13 protein-coding genes and 1 pseudogene are annotated in these 19721 nt (G+C 41.3%); 6 read left to right on the top strand and 8 right to left on the bottom strand.

The annotated features are described in order from the left end of the window. Position 1: 1 nt before the first annotated feature. Genes HMPREF0666_RS03115 through HMPREF0666_RS03130 form a run of 4 tightly spaced genes read right to left on the bottom strand, consistent with a single transcriptional unit; the run spans position 2 to position 5082 of the window. Positions 2–892 carry a decaprenyl-phosphate phosphoribosyltransferase gene (locus HMPREF0666_RS03115; protein WP_009010860.1) on the bottom strand — a complete coding sequence of 297 codons (891 nt, stop codon included), beginning with the start codon at positions 890–892 and terminating at the stop codon, positions 2–4. Next, positions 889–1914: an acyltransferase gene (locus tag HMPREF0666_RS03120; RefSeq protein WP_009010861.1), complete on the bottom strand. Its 1026-nt coding sequence runs from the start codon at positions 1912–1914 to the stop codon at positions 889–891. Before HMPREF0666_RS03120 ends, HMPREF0666_RS03115 begins: the two co-directional genes overlap by 4 nt. Positions 1915–1949: 35 nt before the next feature. Continuing rightward, a complete protein-coding gene (locus tag HMPREF0666_RS03125; protein ID WP_009010862.1) occupies positions 1950–3119 on the bottom strand; it encodes an acyltransferase in 1170 nt (389 codons plus the stop codon). A 52-nt stretch (positions 3120–3171) separates the two neighbouring features. After that, entirely contained in the window at positions 3172–5082 is a 1911-nt protein-coding gene (locus HMPREF0666_RS03130; RefSeq protein WP_083822504.1) for a phosphoethanolamine transferase, read from the bottom strand. Positions 5083–5421: 339 nt separating this feature from the next. Between HMPREF0666_RS03130 and HMPREF0666_RS03135 the strand changes: the two genes are divergently transcribed. Next, positions 5422–7926, top strand: coding sequence for a DUF2339 domain-containing protein (locus tag HMPREF0666_RS03135; RefSeq protein ID WP_232214052.1), 2505 nt, complete (start codon positions 5422–5424; stop codon positions 7924–7926). Between the two features lie 137 nt (positions 7927–8063). On the opposite strand, the gene HMPREF0666_RS03140 is transcribed toward HMPREF0666_RS03135, so the two are convergent. Next, positions 8064–9239 (bottom strand): ATP-binding protein, encoded by a 1176-nt coding sequence (locus HMPREF0666_RS03140; RefSeq protein WP_009010865.1) that lies wholly within the window; start codon positions 9237–9239, stop codon positions 8064–8066. A 767-nt stretch (positions 9240–10006) separates the two neighbouring features. On the opposite strand from HMPREF0666_RS03140, the gene HMPREF0666_RS03145 reads away from it, so the two are divergent. From HMPREF0666_RS03145 to HMPREF0666_RS03165, 5 genes are all read left to right on the top strand, one after another. Beyond that, positions 10007–12034 (top strand): M13 family metallopeptidase, encoded by a 2028-nt coding sequence (locus HMPREF0666_RS03145; protein ID WP_009010866.1) that lies wholly within the window; start codon positions 10007–10009, stop codon positions 12032–12034. A 624-nt stretch (positions 12035–12658) separates the two neighbouring features. Next, positions 12659–13555 (top strand): diaminopimelate epimerase, encoded by an 897-nt coding sequence (gene dapF / locus HMPREF0666_RS03150; protein WP_009010867.1) that lies wholly within the window; start codon positions 12659–12661, stop codon positions 13553–13555. A 76-nt stretch (positions 13556–13631) separates the two neighbouring features. Beyond that, on the top strand, positions 13632–14864 hold the full coding sequence (locus HMPREF0666_RS03155; RefSeq protein WP_009010868.1) for an LL-diaminopimelate aminotransferase: 1233 nt from the start codon (positions 13632–13634) through the stop codon (positions 14862–14864). 430 nt (positions 14865–15294) lie between these two features. Beyond that, a complete protein-coding gene (bcp, locus tag HMPREF0666_RS03160; RefSeq protein WP_009010869.1) occupies positions 15295–15750 on the top strand; it encodes a thioredoxin-dependent thiol peroxidase in 456 nt (151 codons plus the stop codon). Positions 15751–15832: 82 nt separating this feature from the next. Then, positions 15833–16726 (top strand): TIGR02757 family protein, encoded by an 894-nt coding sequence (locus HMPREF0666_RS03165; RefSeq protein ID WP_009010870.1) that lies wholly within the window; start codon positions 15833–15835, stop codon positions 16724–16726. Positions 16727–17310: 584 nt separating this feature from the next. Here HMPREF0666_RS03165 and HMPREF0666_RS03170 read toward each other — a convergent pair. The 3 genes and pseudogenes from HMPREF0666_RS03170 to HMPREF0666_RS16390 all read right to left on the bottom strand — a co-directional run. After that, positions 17311–17766 carry an HU family DNA-binding protein gene (locus tag HMPREF0666_RS03170; protein ID WP_009010871.1) on the bottom strand — a complete coding sequence of 152 codons (456 nt, stop codon included), beginning with the start codon at positions 17764–17766 and terminating at the stop codon, positions 17311–17313. 390 nt (positions 17767–18156) lie between these two features. Further along, positions 18157–19284 carry a hypothetical protein gene (locus HMPREF0666_RS03175; protein ID WP_369750532.1) on the bottom strand — a complete coding sequence of 376 codons (1128 nt, stop codon included), beginning with the start codon at positions 19282–19284 and terminating at the stop codon, positions 18157–18159. 27 nt (positions 19285–19311) lie between these two features. Beyond that, a pseudogene (locus HMPREF0666_RS16390) lies at positions 19312–19721 on the bottom strand (IS30 family transposase); the annotation flags it as partial.

The following is a 19721-nucleotide window of genomic DNA, read 5'->3' on the forward strand; positions in this document are numbered from 1 at the left end:
CTTATTGGCTATTCTTAAATACATAAATAATAAAGAGGAAGGCAAGTCCGAAGGCTAAGACGATGAGCTGCATGAAACGATCGTGTATCATCACCTTCGTTGGGTCACCACTCTTCTTATCAACAACCGATATCTGGATATAACGAAGTAGTCCTAAAAGTACAAAAACACTGGTCAGATAAAGGTGATCTGTGTGGAAATTAGCGATGGTTTCAGGACTTACTGTGTACATAATGTAGCACACGAGAGTGACACTCGCTGTAATCGTAATGGCTTGATTGATAAACGTAAGATTATAACGAATCGTATTCTGGCGAGGTGCATGGCCTGTCTCGTTCATCTTCACAACATCGTCACGGCGTTTTGCAAAGGACAAGAAGAGCATTAACAAGAATGTCATCAGAACAATCCACTTACTCAGATGAATGTCTGTTGCATATCCTCCTGCCAGGATACGGAGAACAAATCCGAAGGCAACAACACACACGTCAATAATTGCATAACGCTTCAAACGGAGGCAATAACCTATATTTAACAGCCAATAGAAGATTATCACACTGGCTGTCTCAACCTGACGTGCATGCAACAAAAAGGTCGAAATCATCGATAAAGCGAACATCAACCCCATCAGAATATATCCCTGAACAATACTTACAGCACCAGAGGCCATCGGACGATGACACTTAACAGGGTGTTGACGGTCGTCATGAACATCGACAATATCGTTCAGACAATAGATAGATGAGGCCGTCAGACTAAAAGACAGGACTGTGATAAATCCTGCGTAAACCGCTTCCCATTGCAGTAAAGCACCTCCAAAGAAGACTGGAAGGAAGACGATAAGATTCTTAATCCACTGATGTGGACGTATTAACAGTATAAGGTTCTTCATTTTATTCTATTCTCTATGGGCGTTATCATCCCTTTAATTATAGTTTGTAAGAGCCATGCAAATATCAGACTGAGGACAATCGTCACAACAAACTTAGGCCAATAAGACCAATCAGTCCGCTCAAGATAATCGAGTACGAAGTGGGAATGTATCAAATAAAGTTCCAAACTCAATGCACCAAAGACTTTTAGTATTTTGTTCATATACTTTGGTGTATGATGAAGGACTTGATTGAAGAGGATAATCGATGTAAACGTAAGGGGGATATAAAGCATACGTTCAAGGAATAAGGGGAACTGTCCGTGCTTTTCTTGTTCAAGAAACAGACAAGAGGAAAGAGCGATAACGAATGTTATCACTATCATCCAAATAGCCGACCCACCCACTGTTTCTTTCCGTTTCACCGCCTCTGCGATGTTAATACCTATAAAGAAGATGGGCGCACGGCTCCAAAATATCTCTAAATGACCCACTGCTTCATGCAAAGGGGTAATATATTCGACCACAACACACCACATTATCATGATGACAGGAGTCCATCGATAGATAGGATTCTTGGCAATAAGCATCATATAAAAAGGACTCACAAGATAGAAAACCATGATAGCAGGGATATACCAGAACGTTAGCTCGTTGTGCATCCAGAAGTCCCAGTTAATCGTTATATCCCCGATGAGATCGATGATATTCATACTGTGCCCACTATGTCCTGTGAGATTGATGTTAAGGAAATCAGGTATATAGTAGAGACAGGCCATGAAGAGCCAAGTAGGATAGACACGTAAGAAACGTCGAAGATAAAACTTTCGCAGCGAAGGGTGCTTTGTCCAAGAGAACCACAAGCCCATACCGCTCAAGAAGAGGAAGAAATCTACACCGATGTTACCCATTCTCTTCAAGCCAAAGAAGGCATCTTCACGTGGCAGTCCCACATGAAAAAGAATAACGAAGATGATGGCCAATCCCATCAACTCTCCTCGATAACGGCTTATATCAGCTAATTCAATGTTTCTTATCTTCATTTATTGCGATGAAATCGTGTATTTATAAGACTCCTTTACTTTAACTTTGGACTCGGTATCTTCTTCATTAACTCTTTGAACAACCATGCTAAACAAAGTGAAGAGATAATGTAAAGGAGGAGACCCGTCCAATATTCTCCCCCTCGAGAGATTGGAATAAATATCTTTCTTGTGATAGGATGACAGACGAAAAGGGCTGCTGAGATGCTGCCAACCCACGAGAGAACATTCATAACAGAGAAATACTTATTGCCAATTACGCCTTCTATCCAACTGAGTAATCGCACGAAAGTAATAGCGGCGACACATATTACAAGGGGTACAAAATACCATGTTATATAGTTGAAGCTCATCAGTAATATGGCAAATAACGAAAGGACAAAGGCAACAAGGTTTGTAGCAGTCGTCCAGGCGTGTGCGTATCTCGCATAAAGTACACCAAAACCGAATGGCAGCATACCACCGATAAAGTTATATCTCCAGCGGTTCAAAGCCTCACTCTCTGGTTCACAAGATAACTGTATGGCAAAGCAAAGCACTATCAACACAACATTCCACGCCCAATGACGGCGATAAAGGCAAAGTCGATACACGATATACAATTGTATCATAAGCCCAAAGAACCAGTAAGGACCAGGCCAAATAATATCGTCAGGATTGGGAAGAAGATTATTAAAAAGTCCCATTTGACCGATGATATCCATCACATGATAATCGTGGGGAGCGTCTGTAATAGCGTCAACCATCGTAAAAGCCACAAAACCAACTATCATCATACGGAATAGCTTTACCCAATGATATTTGATAAAACCAAAGACTGGAAGACTTGACTGTGCTTGCAGCATACTTGTTGGCACTGTTGGCTGTTGCTTCTCGTACTTCATCGTCAGACCGTAAGCCGATAAGAAGAGGAACACAGGTACTCCATAATGCCCGAAGAACGAAAGGATATGGAAGAAGAACAATTCGTTCCACGACCCCTGTAACACTTGATAAAGTTTGTCTACATTACATTGGAAATACTGGTATTCGTTCTCCTTTACCACTGGACGCAACCAATGGCAGTAATTATGTAGGAAGATTCCGATAATGGCAAGCCCTCTCAACGCATCACACTCTACCCGTGTAAGCAACGCTTCTCGGCGTTCTTTCCTATACTCTGGTGCGGAGTGTTCTGTATATGTATTCTTTTCCTTATTAAACATCCTAACTTTAATAATTAATTTTGTGGTCTTTTACGAATTACTTTACACTTCTCTAATTCATTTCTCTACGTTCACTACCCACCTTACAAGCTATCTTCTCTTTTGACATAGACTTCTGCTTCGGCAAGAGATGCTTCTTGGAAGGACGAGGAAGCTTATCGTAATCTGTTGTATTCTTTAATATTCTCGGTCTCATCTCATTGTATTGTGGACTGAGGATATTATATTCGGGATGATAGTCTTTCGTATGGATACCAGCTAAATAAAGCAACAGATGCGGTAAAGCATCCGTCATATAACGACGATGCTTAGCAGCGATGATTTCTTGGAAAATATCAGGGTGCTTCACAGCATACTTATGTGTACAGAAAATCCAGAAAGGAATTTCAAACTCATAGCGTGCTAAGTCATAATCAATAGCTGCTGAATGTTTGCGACAAATAAAGCCTCTATTACCCTCAAAGCATTCTTCTCCGTGGTCAGGCATATAGATAATGATAGCCTCTTGATTCTCAAAACGACTAATGATAGCATCCACGATGGAGTCATTATATAGGATGGCATTATCATAATCTGCCAAGATACTACGCTGTTTACCATCGAGGTCAGAACGCTTTTCCGCATAGTCATCAGCCGTGAAATGATGACGATCGCTCGGATAACGCTGTTTATAAGTGACATGCTGTCCGAGTAGATGGAAGATAATAAGGTTATGGTTTGTGTTATGTTGCTTTTGATTCTTATCGTAATCATCGAGTAATCCTCGATCAAATCGATATAATTGGGAGTTACGAGAGTCGAACATTGCCGATGAAAGCTCTGGGTGATTTAAGAAGAAACCACCGCTGAAATCATATACAGCCTGCTTCGCTTTCGGTAGGAACTGATTGGTTATAAAAGTAACATGATAGCCTGCCTTACGGAACAGTGAAGGGAAGAGCGGATAATCACACCACTCCCCTTTCTCTCCAACAACGTGTAGAGAGAAGACGTTCTTGAACACAAAGCTGGTTAAGTTCCATGGTGCTACGACATCACTGAACGGTACGAGTAATCCCGATTTTTCCCGTTTAATCTGGCGAGGGGTCGTCGGCATGAAATAACCATATTGTTGTGAATGATGTTTACCATAGCTTTCGCCGATGATAAGGACGATATTTGGCGATTTAAACGAACAGCTATCCACACTTATCTTGTCCTTTGCCTCGATGAGACGGTCGATTTGTTGTGATGCTAACTCATTTGAGAAGATACTGAACACAAGTCGATAGACAGGCAGATAGAACTGTGCACAATCGCTGGTTGTCAGTTCGTGCTCTACAGAACCAATAGTATCTAAGGAGAACATCTCAGCCATCTCTTTCTTATTATGCGCTGACGAGTATGCCGACCAACAGAACAATACAATGCAAAGAGCCCCTAAGACAGGTTGCAGCCGAGCAAATACTCGATACATAACATCCATTTTATCGCTAACAGCAATAGGGAGTTTGATTTTCTGTCCTACTACTACAAGAATCTGCAGAAGCATAATCAGTAGTAATAGTCCGACACTCGAGAAGAGGATATCGGTGGTCATGTAACTACTAAAAAACTCACCCGCCTCACGGCCATCAGTCTCACCTACAAGAAGGAGCATGGAGGGGTTTAATGTAGACTGGAACTTCACCCAACAAAAAAGGTCTGTGATACTTGTTGCGTATGCAATAACATACAATAAAGCACGTATCCATCGACGTACTTTCAAAGGAATAAGTGAAAGGAGAAGGCAGATTATATACAAGTCGAAAAACAACTCTAACCAAAGATTACTATAGACAGTAGCATCAGGATTATTGGTAGGCAATTCCTCATACGACACCACAATGCCGATAAGATACATAAAGAAGAAAAAAGAGGCATTGCCCTTTATCGGCTGATACACCTTGTTTAATAGATTGACAACTTGCTTAATAACTTTCATTCTCTCAACTATATTTACTTGCAAAGTTAACATTATTTTTAGGAGTAGTCAACTTTTACTTGCGTATTTAACATTGTTCTCATAGCATAACAGCTTTTTCACCTTATAATATATGATAAACTCTTCCTCCTTATCATTAGACTTATATACAAGAATAAACAGTATGTTAAGAGGTAAAAAAACATGGCAATAAGATTTATTAGGAGTAATTATTTTTTTATTTCACACGTAATCATTAACTTTACCGCCTAATAAACTCATAAAATCATGGATGATGTATTTTTAGTCTTTCTTGGTCTCGCTTTATTAGCAGCCCCTTTTCTGCTGTTTTTTGTACTTATGTCAAAGATAAATGACATAAATTACACACTTAACAGCATCAGTTTTGAAATCTCCACACTGAAATCCATAATGGAAAAGATGCAGCGTGAAAAGGAGAGCAAACCTAATACTCCAATAGAGACAAAGCAAGAAGAAATCGCTACACAGCCAAAGGAGCAGCCAGAAGAAGCTCCGAAGGAAGAGACAAGACCTACTATTGTTCAAAACACGAACTGGTGGGAGGAAGAGATAAAGAATGAAATAGAGACCAAGGAAAAGACGGAAGAACCAGTAATCACACATGATAGTGAGCAATTAGAGGAACAGGAGACACCAGAGACCGTGGAAATTCCTGTTGTAAACAATGAGAATGTAAGACCTTCTACTGTGGAAATCCCTGTCAAAGACACCAAAGAAGAAGAAGCCTCTGAAACTACTGAAGAAAACCCAGAGACTACTGAAGAGCCAGTAGAAGAACCGAAGGAAGAACCAGCCATGGCCATGGAAGAAAATTCTTCTATGCGTGAAGAGGAGTCTTCTATGCTTGAAGAAGAACCACAAACTGAAGAATATACCATAAGAGAAAGCAATTTTGAGAAATATATCGGTGAGAATCTCTTCGGTAAGATTGGTATTCTCATCTTTATCATTGGTATTGGCTTCTTCGTTAAATACGCCATCGACCAGAACTGGATCAACGAGACAGCACGTACACTGATGGGTTATGCCGTTGGAGTAGGTATGTTAGTACTGGCAGAAAGACTGCATAAACGCTATCACGCATTTAGTTCTTTGTTGGCAGGTGGTGCCTTTGGTATATTCTATCTTATCACGGCAATCGCCTTCCACTACTATGCTCTATTCTCTCATACGACCGCCTTCGTTATCTTATGTGCGACAACATTATTCATGTCAGCCGTCTCCATACTATATGATAGGGTTGAGTTGGCAGTTACGGCACTCGTAGGAGGATTTATAGCACCATTCATTATCAGCACAAACGCAAGTAGTATCATCTCTTTACAGATCTATATTAGTATTCTGAACGTGGGTATGTTCTGTCTTACAATGTATAAACGATGGGCAATACTACCTATCATATCCTTCTGTTTCACCTATTGTATTTTATGGGGAACACAAGCGATAACATACATCTCAAGCAGTGAGACAGGCACTATCTACCCTACTCTATTTGCTTTTGCTACATTATTCTATTTCATCTTCTTGCTGCCCGTGGTTTATATCCTGCGTACACAGTGTGAAGGAAAGACAAGGACAGGATTGTTATCTATCGTTACGATTAACAGCTTCCTCTATTTGCTCTATGGCAATTATATCTTACAACAATATGAATCTACCAACGATGCTACGGCTTACTTGGCTTTCTTCATTGCTGCAGTCAACCTTGCCATCTATCTGTACGTACGCTTCCGCGTAGAAGGACAGGACACGCTGCGCAATTTAATGTTAGGACTTGGCATTACATTTGCGTCTATCGCCATCCCACTCTACTTCAGTACAGCTAACATAGCCATGGTATGGGCAGCTGAAGCAGTACTTCTTCTGTGGCTCTTCACCAAAGAAAAGAACCTATTATACGAATGGGGTGCAACGATACTTTTGCTCTTAACACTCGTTGTATTGGCATGCTATAGAGAGAGTGATGTGTTTATACACGATGCTGGTCGTAGTTTGTTCTTCAATGGAAGTTTCTTCGTGACCATGTTCGTAAGTGTAGCCTTCTTTGTGACAGCCATCATCCTACAATGCAATAAAGAGTTATTTAAGGAGAACAATCGTATCCTTAGCTATACTCCTTGTAATGTGATAGCATGGGCGTTAGGATTTAGTATCTTATACCTTGCCTTCTGGGATGATTTCCACCTTCACCTTGCATACCCTGCGTCCGACTATGCGTCCTTACTCACAGCGAATGTACTAATCTTAGTAGGTGCACTCATCCTGCGTAAACGATTTGAGATAAGTAAATATCCTGTTGCCTACGAAATAAGTATCTATATCACAGGAGTTATCTTTGCGATAACTGTATGGAACTCTGCAGTACCAGACCAACTAACTTACAGATGGTTGATAACGCTCGTAACGATTGCTTATATGATTTATAGTATGCGTGGAGTGCTATTGGCAACATCAAAAAGAGGAAACCTATACACTGAGTACGCTATCATCTCAACGCTGGTATGGCTCACAACGACAAGACTCTTGCTCGTCACATTTGGCGAGACTGGCTTTAGCACAGCCTTCTCACTGTCATTAGGTGTTGCAGCCTTCATCTTAATGTGTATCGGTATGCGCTATCATAGTAAGGAGATAAGAATTGTCAGCCTGTGTGAGTTTGCAATTATCATTGGTAAGCTCGTCCTCAATGACGTATGGGCAATGCCTGCACTCGGTAAGATAATAGTCTTCATCAGCCTTGGAGCCATTCTCCTTATCCTCTCATTCCTCTATCAGAAGCTTAAAGATGCACTCTTTAATGAGAATGAAAAAGAACAGGAGTAAGCCTCAACATCAGACATTAACATAACAACAATCGCCCTCATCTGTCCAAACTTCATTTCTATCTTGGACTGATGGGGGCGATTGCTTTGGTATAGTATTCGTGTTTCTTACCTATTTATATTAGGAGAGATAACTTCTTAATAATTCAATCCAAACATCCAAAGAGGTATGATATTACCTGTACCTATCTCGATATCGTCTTTTACTACATATCCCTTCTTAGCTTCAGCGATCTGTTTTTGCCCCTTACTCTTTCCTCCGACTTCAAAGGTTACACCATTAATCTCAAAGTCTGAGATACGAGAAACTATAATATCATTATGTACTCTCAACTGATTATAGAAGAAAGTCTCTCTAATATTCCCAATATTAGCTTCACTACCTGCTAAGATATAAGCTAAATTAGGATTATCGAGATAAACCTTATCGACCTTACCTAATCCTCTTATGCCACCAGTAGCATCTCGTAGTTGACTAATAATTCCAGCCTTCTCCATATACAAGAAGTAATCTGGAAGCACATTCCTACTCACTCCCACCATTGTTGCCAACGAATCCATAACAGGCTTAAAAGGTACGCTACGTGAGATTATAGCAAGTAACTTCTTTAGCTTACGACTTGTTGAAAGTGTCATATTTGCAAACTGTGGTATATCAACCTCCATCGTAAGATTGACACTTTGGTTTAGTAACATTATAAACTCAACGTCATCTCCAAATGGATAATACCCATGACGCAAATACTCTTTAAACAAAGGTAGTGGATGTTCCAGTCCCTTGGGGAGTTCCACCCGATGTTGAAGAATATCTTCTAAACTATAAGCTGGAACAACAATGCCCTTAAACATCTCCAGATACTCTCTGAAAGAAAGCCCCTGTAAATGATAAACAGGAGCGCGACGGCTAAGGTCTGCCTCTCCTTGTATTATATCAAGAACCGACGAACCAGTAAAAGCAACTTTCAAATCAACGTGGGTATCATATATCTGCTTTAGTTCTTGTGCCCAACCCGTGTACTTGTGAATCTCATCAATAAAGAGATATTCTCCTCCTTCTCTGCAGAATTCATCTGCCAAATCAACAAGTGTATGAGATGAAAAATAGACATAATCAGCTGAAACATAAAGCATATTCTGCTCTGACTGATGCTCCTTTATATATTGTAGAAACATCGTTGTCTTACCGACACCACGTGGACCAACCAGCCCTAACATCTGTCTTCCCCAGTCTAAACGATTATATAGATAACGATGAAAAGTGGTAGAGGTGTACTCTATCCTTTCCCGCATAAATTGTATTAAACTAATATCCATAGCTCTTCTTTTTGCTACAAAGATACGAAAAATGCACTAACCATAGTGCAAAATTGCCAATAAATTGCACTACATACAGTGCAATTAGTATTAAATAATGCACTATCTACAGTGCATATCACAACGATTCCTGCACTATCCGTAGTGCAATTGAAATAATGCATAGCATAAAAGAATGCTTATGAGTACTGCACTCTGGTAAGTCTTTTCCATATATTGATTAGTTATTAACCTCTTATTATCATCATTATAATAACCTTGATGCTCCTTTCTTCCCATCTTCAACCTATGTGCGAGTAGTCCGCACATGTCGTGCTGATGGTTCGCACCAATGGTGTTCGGCCTCCGCACCAATGGTGCGGAGCACTAAACACACTACAATAACTTATCAACATGGGGGGAACTTATTGATAGAAGCAAGCTATACTACTAAAACTAACTAACCGATATGCGGTTAAAAAAAAGTTTCACATACAAGAGAATACTATTACAGTAACAGATAGTCACAACACATAAAGCAGTTCTTGTAGTAGCTTAAAGACATAGAATATTACCGACGAAGCGTGTTAAAAGAATTAAAAAAAGGTATTCCTTACGTAGTTTTTTATCAAAAAGAACGACTAATAAAATGACATTAGGCTTTTTTATTTACCTTTGTACTAAGATAAAAAGAAAGGAAAGAATCTTTTCATTATTGCTATACAAGGTGAGAGATAGTAGTATTTAATTATCAAAACAGTAATATTTATCACATAAACAATATGCACATGAAAGCAAAAATCTTATTATTTGCAGCCTCATTCATAGCTACATCAGCTATGGCACAGGGCTTAAAGTCGGGCGTAGACCGCAACAACATGGACTTTAACGTGAAGCCCGGTGAGAACTTCTATGAGTATGCTGCAGGTAACTGGTTGAAGAGCCATCCACTTGACAAGGAGCATCCAATGAACGGTGCCTTTGTTGATTTGGAAGAACTAAACAAGAAACGCATCCGTGAGATGGTTGAGGATTATGCGAAGAAGCCACAGACAAAGGGTACTGTAGCACAGAAGATTGCATCAATCTACAATCTCTATATGGATAGCGTACGTCGTAACCGTGAGGGATATGCCCCTATTAAGCCTGTATTGGCAAAGATTCGTGCTGCGAAGAACCGTAAGGAACTCATCAAGCTGATGTATGACCTCGACGTGAAAGGCTATGGCACCTTCCCTGTTGGCTTTGGTATGACAGTCGATGCAATGAATTCTGACCGCTATATCATTGGTATCTCACAAGGTGGTATTGGTCTTGATCCTGAATATTATACAAAGCCTAACGATCAACAGAAGGCTGTTATAGCAGCATATAAGAGTCTGAACAACGATATGTTCAAGATGACTGGCAACGATGCCGCAACTGCTAAGAAGAAGATGGAGGCTGCCTTCTCTATAGAAAACCAGATAGCAAAGGTTAGCTATGACCAAGTAAAGTCACGTGACCCACAAGCTAACTATCACCCAATGACTTGGGAGCAACTCTTGAAAAACTATCCTGGTGTCGATTGGAACTATCTTTTGAAAGCTTCCGGCTATCCAAATAACGGTGGAAAGGTTGATGTTGGACAGCCAGAGCCTGTACATGAAGTTGAGAAGATACTTGCTACAGCTCCGTTAGACGCATTGAAAGCCTACATGGAACTTGCTGTTATCACATCTTCTGCAGGTATGTTGTCAGACAACTTCTCAGATCGTAACTTTGAATATACCAAGGTGGCATACGGTGTTCAGCAGCAACAGCCACGCTGGAAGCGTGCTTTGTCTTTCGTACAGGGTATCATGGGTGAGGCTGTAGGTAAGCTCTACGTACAGAAATACTTCCCTGAGAGCAGCAAGCAACGTATGATTACATTGGTAAAGAACCTCCAAGACGCTTTCGCACAGCGTATTGAAGAGAACACATGGATGACTGCCGCTACAAAGAAGAAGGCCTTAGAGAAATTGCAGGCATTTGACATTAAGATCGGTTATCCTGATAAATGGCAGAATATGGATAGCGTCTTCGTGATTGACGATAATAAGTCATTGATTGAAAACGTGAAGGCTGTACAGGAAGCAGCTATGAAGTATCGTATTGCTAAACGCTGGGGTAAGCCTGTTGACAAGAAGGAATGGCACATGACTCCACAGACGGTTAATGCTTACTATGACCCAACAACCAACAGTATTAACTTCCCTGCAGCTATTCTCCAGCCTCCTTTCTTCGATCCAACAGTGGATGATGCGGCTAATTATGGTGCTATCGGTGCTGTCATTGGTCATGAGATGAGCCACGGATTTGACGACCAAGGTTGTCAATTTGATAAGGATGGTAACATGAAGAACTGGTGGACAGAAGAGGATAAGAAGAACTATGACGCTCGTACAAAGGTCCTTGTAGACTGGTTCAACAAGCAGGAAGTAATCCCTGGTCTGTATGTAAACGGTGAGAAGACACTCGGTGAGAATATCGGTGACAACGGAGGTTTGAACATTGCCTTCCGTGCACTTCAAAACAGTATGAAGACAAAACCATTGAGCGATATGGACGGTTTCACTCCTGCACAGCGTTTCTTCCTCGCCTGGGGACGTGTCTGGGCAAGCAACGTAGCTCCTCAGTTTGTTGCTTATATTGTCAATTCTGATGTTCACTCTCCAAGTATCAGCCGTGTGAATGCTGCCCTACCAATGATTGACAACTGGTATGATGCGTTCAATATCAAAGAAGGTGACAAACTCTTCGTACCACAACAGAGTCGTGCACATATTTGGTAAACGATAAACAACGAATAAGAAGATGCGTAAAAGAGAATTTATAAAGATAGTCATATTATCATATATATAAGGTAAGCAGCATCTTCAAAATATCAAAATAAGGGAGTGTACTCATTTAACTTGGGTATGCTCCCTTTCTTCTGTTACAACAACGTATACCACAAAGAAACATTTATGAACATAATAAGAGATTTGTAAAATAAAAAACAAGTACTATTCACCCCATAATAATTGCTTAAAATAGATAAAAAGTTTCCTTCAAATCAAACTTCACCAATATACAAGACGTATCCCAAAATAAAAACTTCAACAGGAAAGAACAAAGTACACATCAATGAAGGAAAGGTAAAAAACCTTGATACTAATAATTATATATGACAAAAAACGAACAAATACAGAAAACTTTGAAAGTCAGTTATCAGTCATAAGCATACACTTCAAACGTAGAAGAAGAAAATCTTTTGTAATAAATTAACAAGTAGACAGAAACAAACAACATAATCAATAAAATATATATTCTTGATAAGAAATACGATTATTTATCTATTAATTCAATAAAATATTGTATATTTGCACCCGATAATAAAATTAACGTCCCTCTAAGAGAGTAAAGAAAATTACACAATGGGTCAGAAGATAAAGTTTACCAAGATGCATGGTGCAGGTAATGACTACATTTATGTTGACACATTGAAGTATGATATACCTCACCCAAACGTTGCTTCTATCGCATGGAGTAATCGTCACATGGGTATTGGAAGCGATGGTTTGGTCTTGATAGGGAAGCCAACTGTAAAAGATGCTGACTACAGGATGCGCATCTTCAATGCTGATGGTTCCGAAGCAATGATGTGTGGCAATGCCAGCAGATGCATCGGGAAATATCTCTTCGAGAAAAAGCTCACTGAGAAAACAGAGCTTAGACTTGAGACACTGTCAGGGATTAAAGTGCTACAACTACATCTCAGCGCTGACACAAAACACGTGGACTCGGTTACAGTCGACATGCTTGAACCTAAGTTTGATGTAAAGGAACAATACCAAGGGGCTTCTCCTAACCTCGTTCCTTACCATCTCCCCTTAGAAACAAGCAATGACGTGCACCCCACCTTCGTAAGTATGGGTAATCCACATTTCGTTGTCTTCCTTGATCAAAGCAAGATTGACGACACAAAGCAGCTCATCACTGACACCGACTTAACAGTCATTGGCAAAGCGTTAGAACATGACTCGGCTTTCCCTGAGCGTTGCAATATTGAGTTTGCATGCTTAACAGGAGCCAATCATCTACGAACACGCGTATGGGAACGTGGCAGCGGAATCACAATGGCATGCGGGACAGGAGCTTGTGCCACAGCGACTGCGGCTATAAAGAACAACATTGCCGACCGTTCTAAACCCGTTGAGATAGAAATGGATGGCGGTACGCTCTCCATTGAATGGAAGGATGATAACCACATTTACATGTCAGGCCCAGCAGCCTTTGCCTTCGAAGGTGAAGTCGAACTTCCTGAAGGATAAGAATAAGAAAGGATGTCTCTACAAGAAATAAGCGAAGCTACGCTTACAAAGGTATCCCAAACAGTACAAGCACAAGATGGCACATATTAACGAAGAGTTTCTTAAATTACAAAAGAATTACCTCTTTGCTGACATTGCAAAGAAAGTAAATGCTTATAAAACGGCTCACCCTGATAAGAATGTTATCAGTTTGGGCATCGGAGATGTCACCCAACCTTTAGCACCCGCAGTAATTGAAGCAATGCATAAGGCGGTCGACGACATGGCGACTAAGGAACATTTCCATGGTTATGGACCAGAACAGGGCTATCTATGGCTCCGTGAAGCTATCGTCAAAAACGACTACGAGGCTCGTGGCATACACCTTGACCCTTCTGAGGTATTTGTCAATGACGGAGCAAAGAGCGACACCGGAAATATTGGCGACCTATTGAGTCAAGACAACACAATGGCTGTGACCGACCCTATCTATCCTGTCTACATTGATTCTAACGTCATGGGTGGTCGCGCAGGAGTCTTCGAGAATGGCCGTTGGAGCAACGTCACATACATGTCCTGCAATGAGGAAAATAAGTTTGTACCACAGATTCCCGACCATCGTGTCGATATGGTTTATCTCTGCTATCCAAATAATCCAACAGGCATGGTGATAACCAAGGAAGAACTTCAGAAATGGGTTGACTATGCACTGGCACACAATGCTATCATCTTCTACGATGCTGCATACGAAGCTTATATTCAAGACGATGACATTCCTCACTCTATCTACGAGATACCAAATGCTAAGAAGGTTGCGATAGAGTTCCATAGTTACAGTAAGACTGCTGGCTTTACGGGCATTCGTTGTGGTTATACGATCATTCCAAAGGATCTGACAGCAACAACAAAAGATGATAAATGTGTTGAAGTGGCACAATTCTGGGACCGTAGACAATGCACAAAGTTCAACGGAACAAGCTACATCTCACAACGTGCGGCAGAAGCTATCTACACACAAGAAGGTAAGAAGCAGATTAAGCAGACCATCGATTATTACATGGAGAATGCTCGTATCATACGCGAGAGTTTAACAGAGTTAGGCCTCACTGTCTACGGCGGACAGAATGCACCTTACCTATGGGTGAAGACACCGGCTGACACTCCTTCATGGAAATTCTTTGAAGAGATGCTTAATGGTGCACAGGTTGTTTGTACACCTGGTGTTGGCTTCGGCTTAGCTGGCGAAGGTTTCATACGCATCACAAGCTTTGGAGACCGCAACGATTGCATCGAAGCAATGGCAAGAATTAAGAAATGGTTAAATAAATAAGAATACAGAAAGTCTTTTTCAGATAATCATACGTAAGAAATAACTACCAAATCCTATTTTTTATGGGATATTTTTAGTTACCAGTGGGATTTCATCGGGAGATGAGATCCCACACCTTTTTTTAATAATGAGTTACTTTTGAGGTCTGTTCCTATATTTAACGTAATACAACAATAAGACTTGAACAGCTCATTGTCATGCAGAAGGAAATGCCGCACAAACCCTACAAAACGATAAATTCATAGTTATCAGACCACCATCCAAGGGATAATAAACTCGTAACAACCTAAAAGGAAACCCATACCAGCGTATCTATTAACTAATAATTATCTGCTAACATGTCATCTTTATAACCCCGTCCTGTAATCATTTCATTTCTTTTACGTAACTTTGCGCACGGTTATATCATTAATTAAAAACAGAAAGAATTATGAACGTAGGAGATAAAGCACCAGAGATTCTTGGTACCGACCAGGACGGAAAAGAGATTAAGTTGAGTGATTATAAAGGTAAGAAGATTGCCCTCTATTTCTATCCAAAGGACTTAACATCAGGCTGTACAGCACAGGCTTGCAACCTTCGCGACAACTACAAAGAGCTGACGGATAAGGGTTACGCCATTATTGGAGTAAGTATTCAAGACGAGAAATCACACAAGAAGTTTATCGAGAAGAACGAACTTCCATTCCCTCTCATTGCTGACACCGACTTGAAACTTGTCAACACCTTCGGCGTCTATGGTGAGAAGAAGATGTACGGGCGCACTTACATGGGTACTTTCCGCACCACGTTTATCATCAACGAAGACGGAATCATCGAACGTATCATTGGTCCAAAGCAGGTTAAGACCAAGGATCATGCCGCTCAGATCCTTGCTGAGAAGTAAGTTCTTCGGCAAAACGCGACCTTCTAATCTGCAACGCCTCATCTGATTGTAGAGGCTGGACAACAGAACTTTCAATGCAACGATGTCTAAGAAGCAAAACGTAAAGAAGACATATCCTAAAAGTTCAAGGACTACAAAAGCTGCGTCTCACACCCCAACTCCTCCACAGACAAAGGAGGAAAGGGGTGTGAGACGCCTTCTTAATGAAACGGAAGTAAGGTCATTACGCCACAAACTCCTTTCGCTTGCGAATAAATACGAGGTGCCTGATTTTCTCAATGGCGACCCGTCATGGTTTATGCACCAGGTGATTGGAGAACGAAATCAAGAGACTATCGCTTTCATTGCGTCCTGTCTTAGCTATGGTTCAAGAAATGTTTTCATGCCACGCATACAATATCTGCTCGACTGTTCACGCTATGAACCTTACGAATGGATAAAGAGTGGGAAATATAAACTCGATAGCCCTAACGACGACACGTGTTTTTATCGTCTCTATACCAATGCAATGATGTACGATCTCTTCAATGCGCTCCAAGCGATGTATGAGGTGTATGGAGACATGAAAAACTTTATTCGTTGTCATACTGGGCATAATGACGACAACCTTCAACTCGAGGCTATTGAGGCTGTAGAGGCTATCTGTCATTATTTCCAAGAGCAAGAAGCCGTGGGAATCGTACCCAAGAATGCAAGCTCAAGTTGTAAACGTGTCTGTATGTTCCTTCGTTGGATGGTGCGCACTGACTCTCCCGTTGACCTCGGTATATGGTCAGACCTTATCCGTCTACGCTCGCTCATCATGCCGCTTGACACCCATGTCATACAACAGTCCTTGCAATTAGGTCTTATAACAAGTAAAACTACCTCTATGTCGGTGGCTCGTAAACTTACAGACAAGTTATTAGAAATCTTTCCCGACGACCCACTAAAAGCCGACTTTGCCCTCTTTGGTTATGGCGTAAACCAGAAATAACAAGTTCTTCCAAAATATGGTGTGGCAAACTAAAACACTTATAATAAAAGGATAAAACGATGCGTACACCCTCCTCATAGGGGTATCTCGGTGATCACGCCCCTTCCCTTCGGGGGAGGGGTTGGGGGAGGGGCCGCTCTCTCTCTCTCATGTTCCCTTTTTCTCTCACAGAACTACACAGAAGAACAGAAATCACAAAGGCGCACAGAGACATTAAGTCAACCGATATCACAGAACGATACAACCAACATTAGCGGAAACGCTCTGTGATATCTGTCGTCGCTTGCCGGCGTTTGTGGGTTCTCCCTGTGAGCAGAAAGGCTTCTGTTCATCTGTGAAAATCTGTGAGAAAAAAATCAACGAGCTACCACCAAAAAACTTGCCCCTTAACACCAACCATGGTGACAGGGGCAAGAAACGAAAATTAAATTACCGATGTATCGTCATTGATATCACATCAATGGCTTCCCGCTGGAAACATAATTAAAACTAAATTAATCAATTCAGTATTATTAAAACCGAACTTTTTTCTTTCTAATAGGGCCAATTGGCCTTATTAGGCCTATTAGGGCCAATATCCTTTCCTATCCTTGGCCCGCTACTGGGCCACTTCCTCCTCCGTTCTTTTTCTTATCCTCCTTCTTGTCTTTGTCTGTCTCCTCTTTCTTCCTCACCGTTTCGTAAGAGTTTACGGAAAGCTCACTCTTCAATTCTCTTCCGGGCGTAAAGACCACACGAGGCTTAATCGTCTCGGTCTTAAAAGCCTTTTCCGTTGCAGCTCCTTCGCTTGACAGTGTTAGGCGCATCGTGCCAAATTCTCCTAACTGTACGCTAAAGCCGTCACGGAGGTAATGAGGCAGACAATCCATAAAGTTCGCCAGCACGTTCTCAATATCACCACGTGTCAGCGAAGAACGCCCCGCAATGTCATGCGCAATATCCCGCAAGGTCTTCTTCCCCACATTCACAGGACTTGCATAAAACTTTCCAGGACCTGTCTTGGTGCCTGGTTTTCTTCTTTCAATCAATTTAATCTTCATTGTGTTTTAAGATTTTATTAGTTATTACTTACTTCTGCTGCACTTTGCAGCAACACGTCTTTCATTAGTTTCATTTCTTATACCGAGCATAATTTGCTTAAGTAAAAGCGTGTTTATTCACTATTCAAAAGCAATAAAAACCTCCGCAAAGCTTGGAAAATCCGCACGATGCGGAGGCTTAAAAACATATATCAGGTCAAAGTAAAATTTCTAACGGGTCGGAAGAAAATTTCTAACCCGTTAGAAATTTCTCGCTAACACGTTCCCCGTAAATTTCTAACACGTTAGAAATTTTCTTGCAACGGGTTAGATTTTTCCTTATCTCTCATCCTCCTTTATCCCATTAGGCTCCCTCCCCTTTTGGGGAGGGTCGGGCTGGGGCTTTTAGGACTACTCGAACGCCCCCACCCTGAACCCGCTGTAGCGGTCGTAGCGGCTCACGGTGGCGTGACCACCGTTGAAGTACAGGAAGTACGCGTAGTCGCTGTCCAAAGGGTGAGCACTTGACAACCAATAGCTGCCGTCGTAGCCAACGCCGGTCAGCCGACCAACGTAGTAGGAACCCGAGGCGGGCAGGTAGAAGTACTTGCCTGCGTCAGTGGCGGAAGGAAGACCAGATTTGATACTACTATTGGTGTTGTCATAGTCCTTGTATGTTGTACGCAGGTCGGTCGTACCGTCGGCAGATTTTTCGGTGTCGTAATGATGCTCGGCTTGTAACACGGACTTCTTCTTAAACCACATGCCACCTTTATATAAATGACCCATAGTTGTCCATAACTCGTCTGCGTCCCAACGTGGATCACCATACATGCAGTACCAAGACATCTCGTTAGCATTAGGAAGATCTTTGCATGATGTATGGGTAGCAGGGGTGCTTATGCGGTAACCTGCGTAACTCTCGTTGTAGTAACGAGCGTCTGTGTTACTCTGGGCGTAGTTTGGATTGGCTGGCTGTGACATAAGCGTTGGCTGCCATGGAGCTGCGCTATTCCATTCGTGACCTGACCAATAATTCTGCTGAGCATCCCACATGTAATATGTATCGCCGTCGTAATTCGTTACGTTGAGGTTAGCAGTGATGTTGTAATACTTGTTCTGGTCGTAGGTAGCTGATGACAATGTTTTGGTTATTGTTCCCTCTACATCTGTTACCATATCCTTCACCCAATAACGTATCTTGAGTGTATGAACACCAGGCTTTATCACTACATAAGCACCGTTAGTAACTGCACTGGTAGCGTTATTGGTTAAAGGGAAGCCGTTAGCGTATGTTCCGTTACCACCTGTTGAGACAATAATCTGCTTGCCAGAGCCTGTACCCGTTAACTCGCCTGTTGTTGGGTCGAGCGTATAAGTACTGGTAATGTCGTTATCAGAATTAACCTCTACCTTAGTCAAGTAACAATCATGTAAAATTGTATTAGCAGTACGTGGCAAAAATAGAAGATAAGCAGCCTTGTGGTCGAGTGTGAAAGCAAAACCATTCTTTGTATTTGACCATGTTGCATCTGCCATGCGTGAATTCAACAAGCAAGTGCAAATTTACTTAATTAGTTCGTAAAAGCAGTCCTGTGGTGTTTTAAAATCTAATTTCTTTCTTGGCCTCATGTTAATTTTCTTTGAATACTTCGTGATTTGTTGCTGGCTGATATGCTCAAAGGTTTCTTTTTTTGGCACGTATTGCCTAATTAGTCCGTTAGCATTTTCTATAGCCCCTTTCTGCCATGAAGCGTATGGGTCAGCAAAATATATGGTAACACCAAGGCTTTTGGCTATCATTTCATGACAAGCGAATTCTGTACCATTGTCAGTTGTAATAGACTTGATATGGTCTTTGAAAGGAGATAGTAAGTGTATTACAGTTCGTGCCAGTTCTTTGGCATTTTTCCCCTTCTTAAGTTTCTCATAACAACATGTTTGTACTACGCTTCTATCAGTGTTACGATGGCACC

The sequence above is a fragment of the Prevotella sp. C561 genome, from assembly GCF_000224595.1.
Lineage (GTDB): Bacteria > Bacteroidota > Bacteroidia > Bacteroidales > Bacteroidaceae > Prevotella > Prevotella jejuni.

Coding starts and splice junctions, on each gene's coding strand:
- HMPREF0666_RS03115 (WP_009010860.1), bottom strand. CDS start 892: ATGAAGAACCTTATACTGTTAATACGTCCACATCAGTGGATTAAGAAT.
- HMPREF0666_RS03120 (WP_009010861.1), bottom strand. CDS start 1,914: ATGAAGATAAGAAACATTGAATTAGCTGATATAAGCCGTTATCGAGGA.
- HMPREF0666_RS03125 (WP_009010862.1), bottom strand. CDS start 3,119: ATGTTTAATAAGGAAAAGAATACATATACAGAACACTCCGCACCAGAG.
- HMPREF0666_RS03130 (WP_083822504.1), bottom strand. CDS start 5,082: ATGAAAGTTATTAAGCAAGTTGTCAATCTATTAAACAAGGTGTATCAG.
- HMPREF0666_RS03135 (WP_232214052.1), top strand. CDS start 5,422: ATGTCAAAGATAAATGACATAAATTACACACTTAACAGCATCAGTTTT.
- HMPREF0666_RS03140 (WP_009010865.1), bottom strand. CDS start 9,239: ATGGATATTAGTTTAATACAATTTATGCGGGAAAGGATAGAGTACACC.
- HMPREF0666_RS03145 (WP_009010866.1), top strand. CDS start 10,007: ATGAAAGCAAAAATCTTATTATTTGCAGCCTCATTCATAGCTACATCA.
- dapF (WP_009010867.1), top strand. CDS start 12,659: ATGGGTCAGAAGATAAAGTTTACCAAGATGCATGGTGCAGGTAATGAC.
- HMPREF0666_RS03155 (WP_009010868.1), top strand. CDS start 13,632: ATGGCACATATTAACGAAGAGTTTCTTAAATTACAAAAGAATTACCTC.
- bcp (WP_009010869.1), top strand. CDS start 15,295: ATGAACGTAGGAGATAAAGCACCAGAGATTCTTGGTACCGACCAGGAC.
- HMPREF0666_RS03165 (WP_009010870.1), top strand. CDS start 15,833: ATGTCTAAGAAGCAAAACGTAAAGAAGACATATCCTAAAAGTTCAAGG.
- HMPREF0666_RS03170 (WP_009010871.1), bottom strand. CDS start 17,766: ATGAAGATTAAATTGATTGAAAGAAGAAAACCAGGCACCAAGACAGGT.
- HMPREF0666_RS03175 (WP_369750532.1), bottom strand. CDS start 19,284: ATGGCAGATGCAACATGGTCAAATACAAAGAATGGTTTTGCTTTCACA.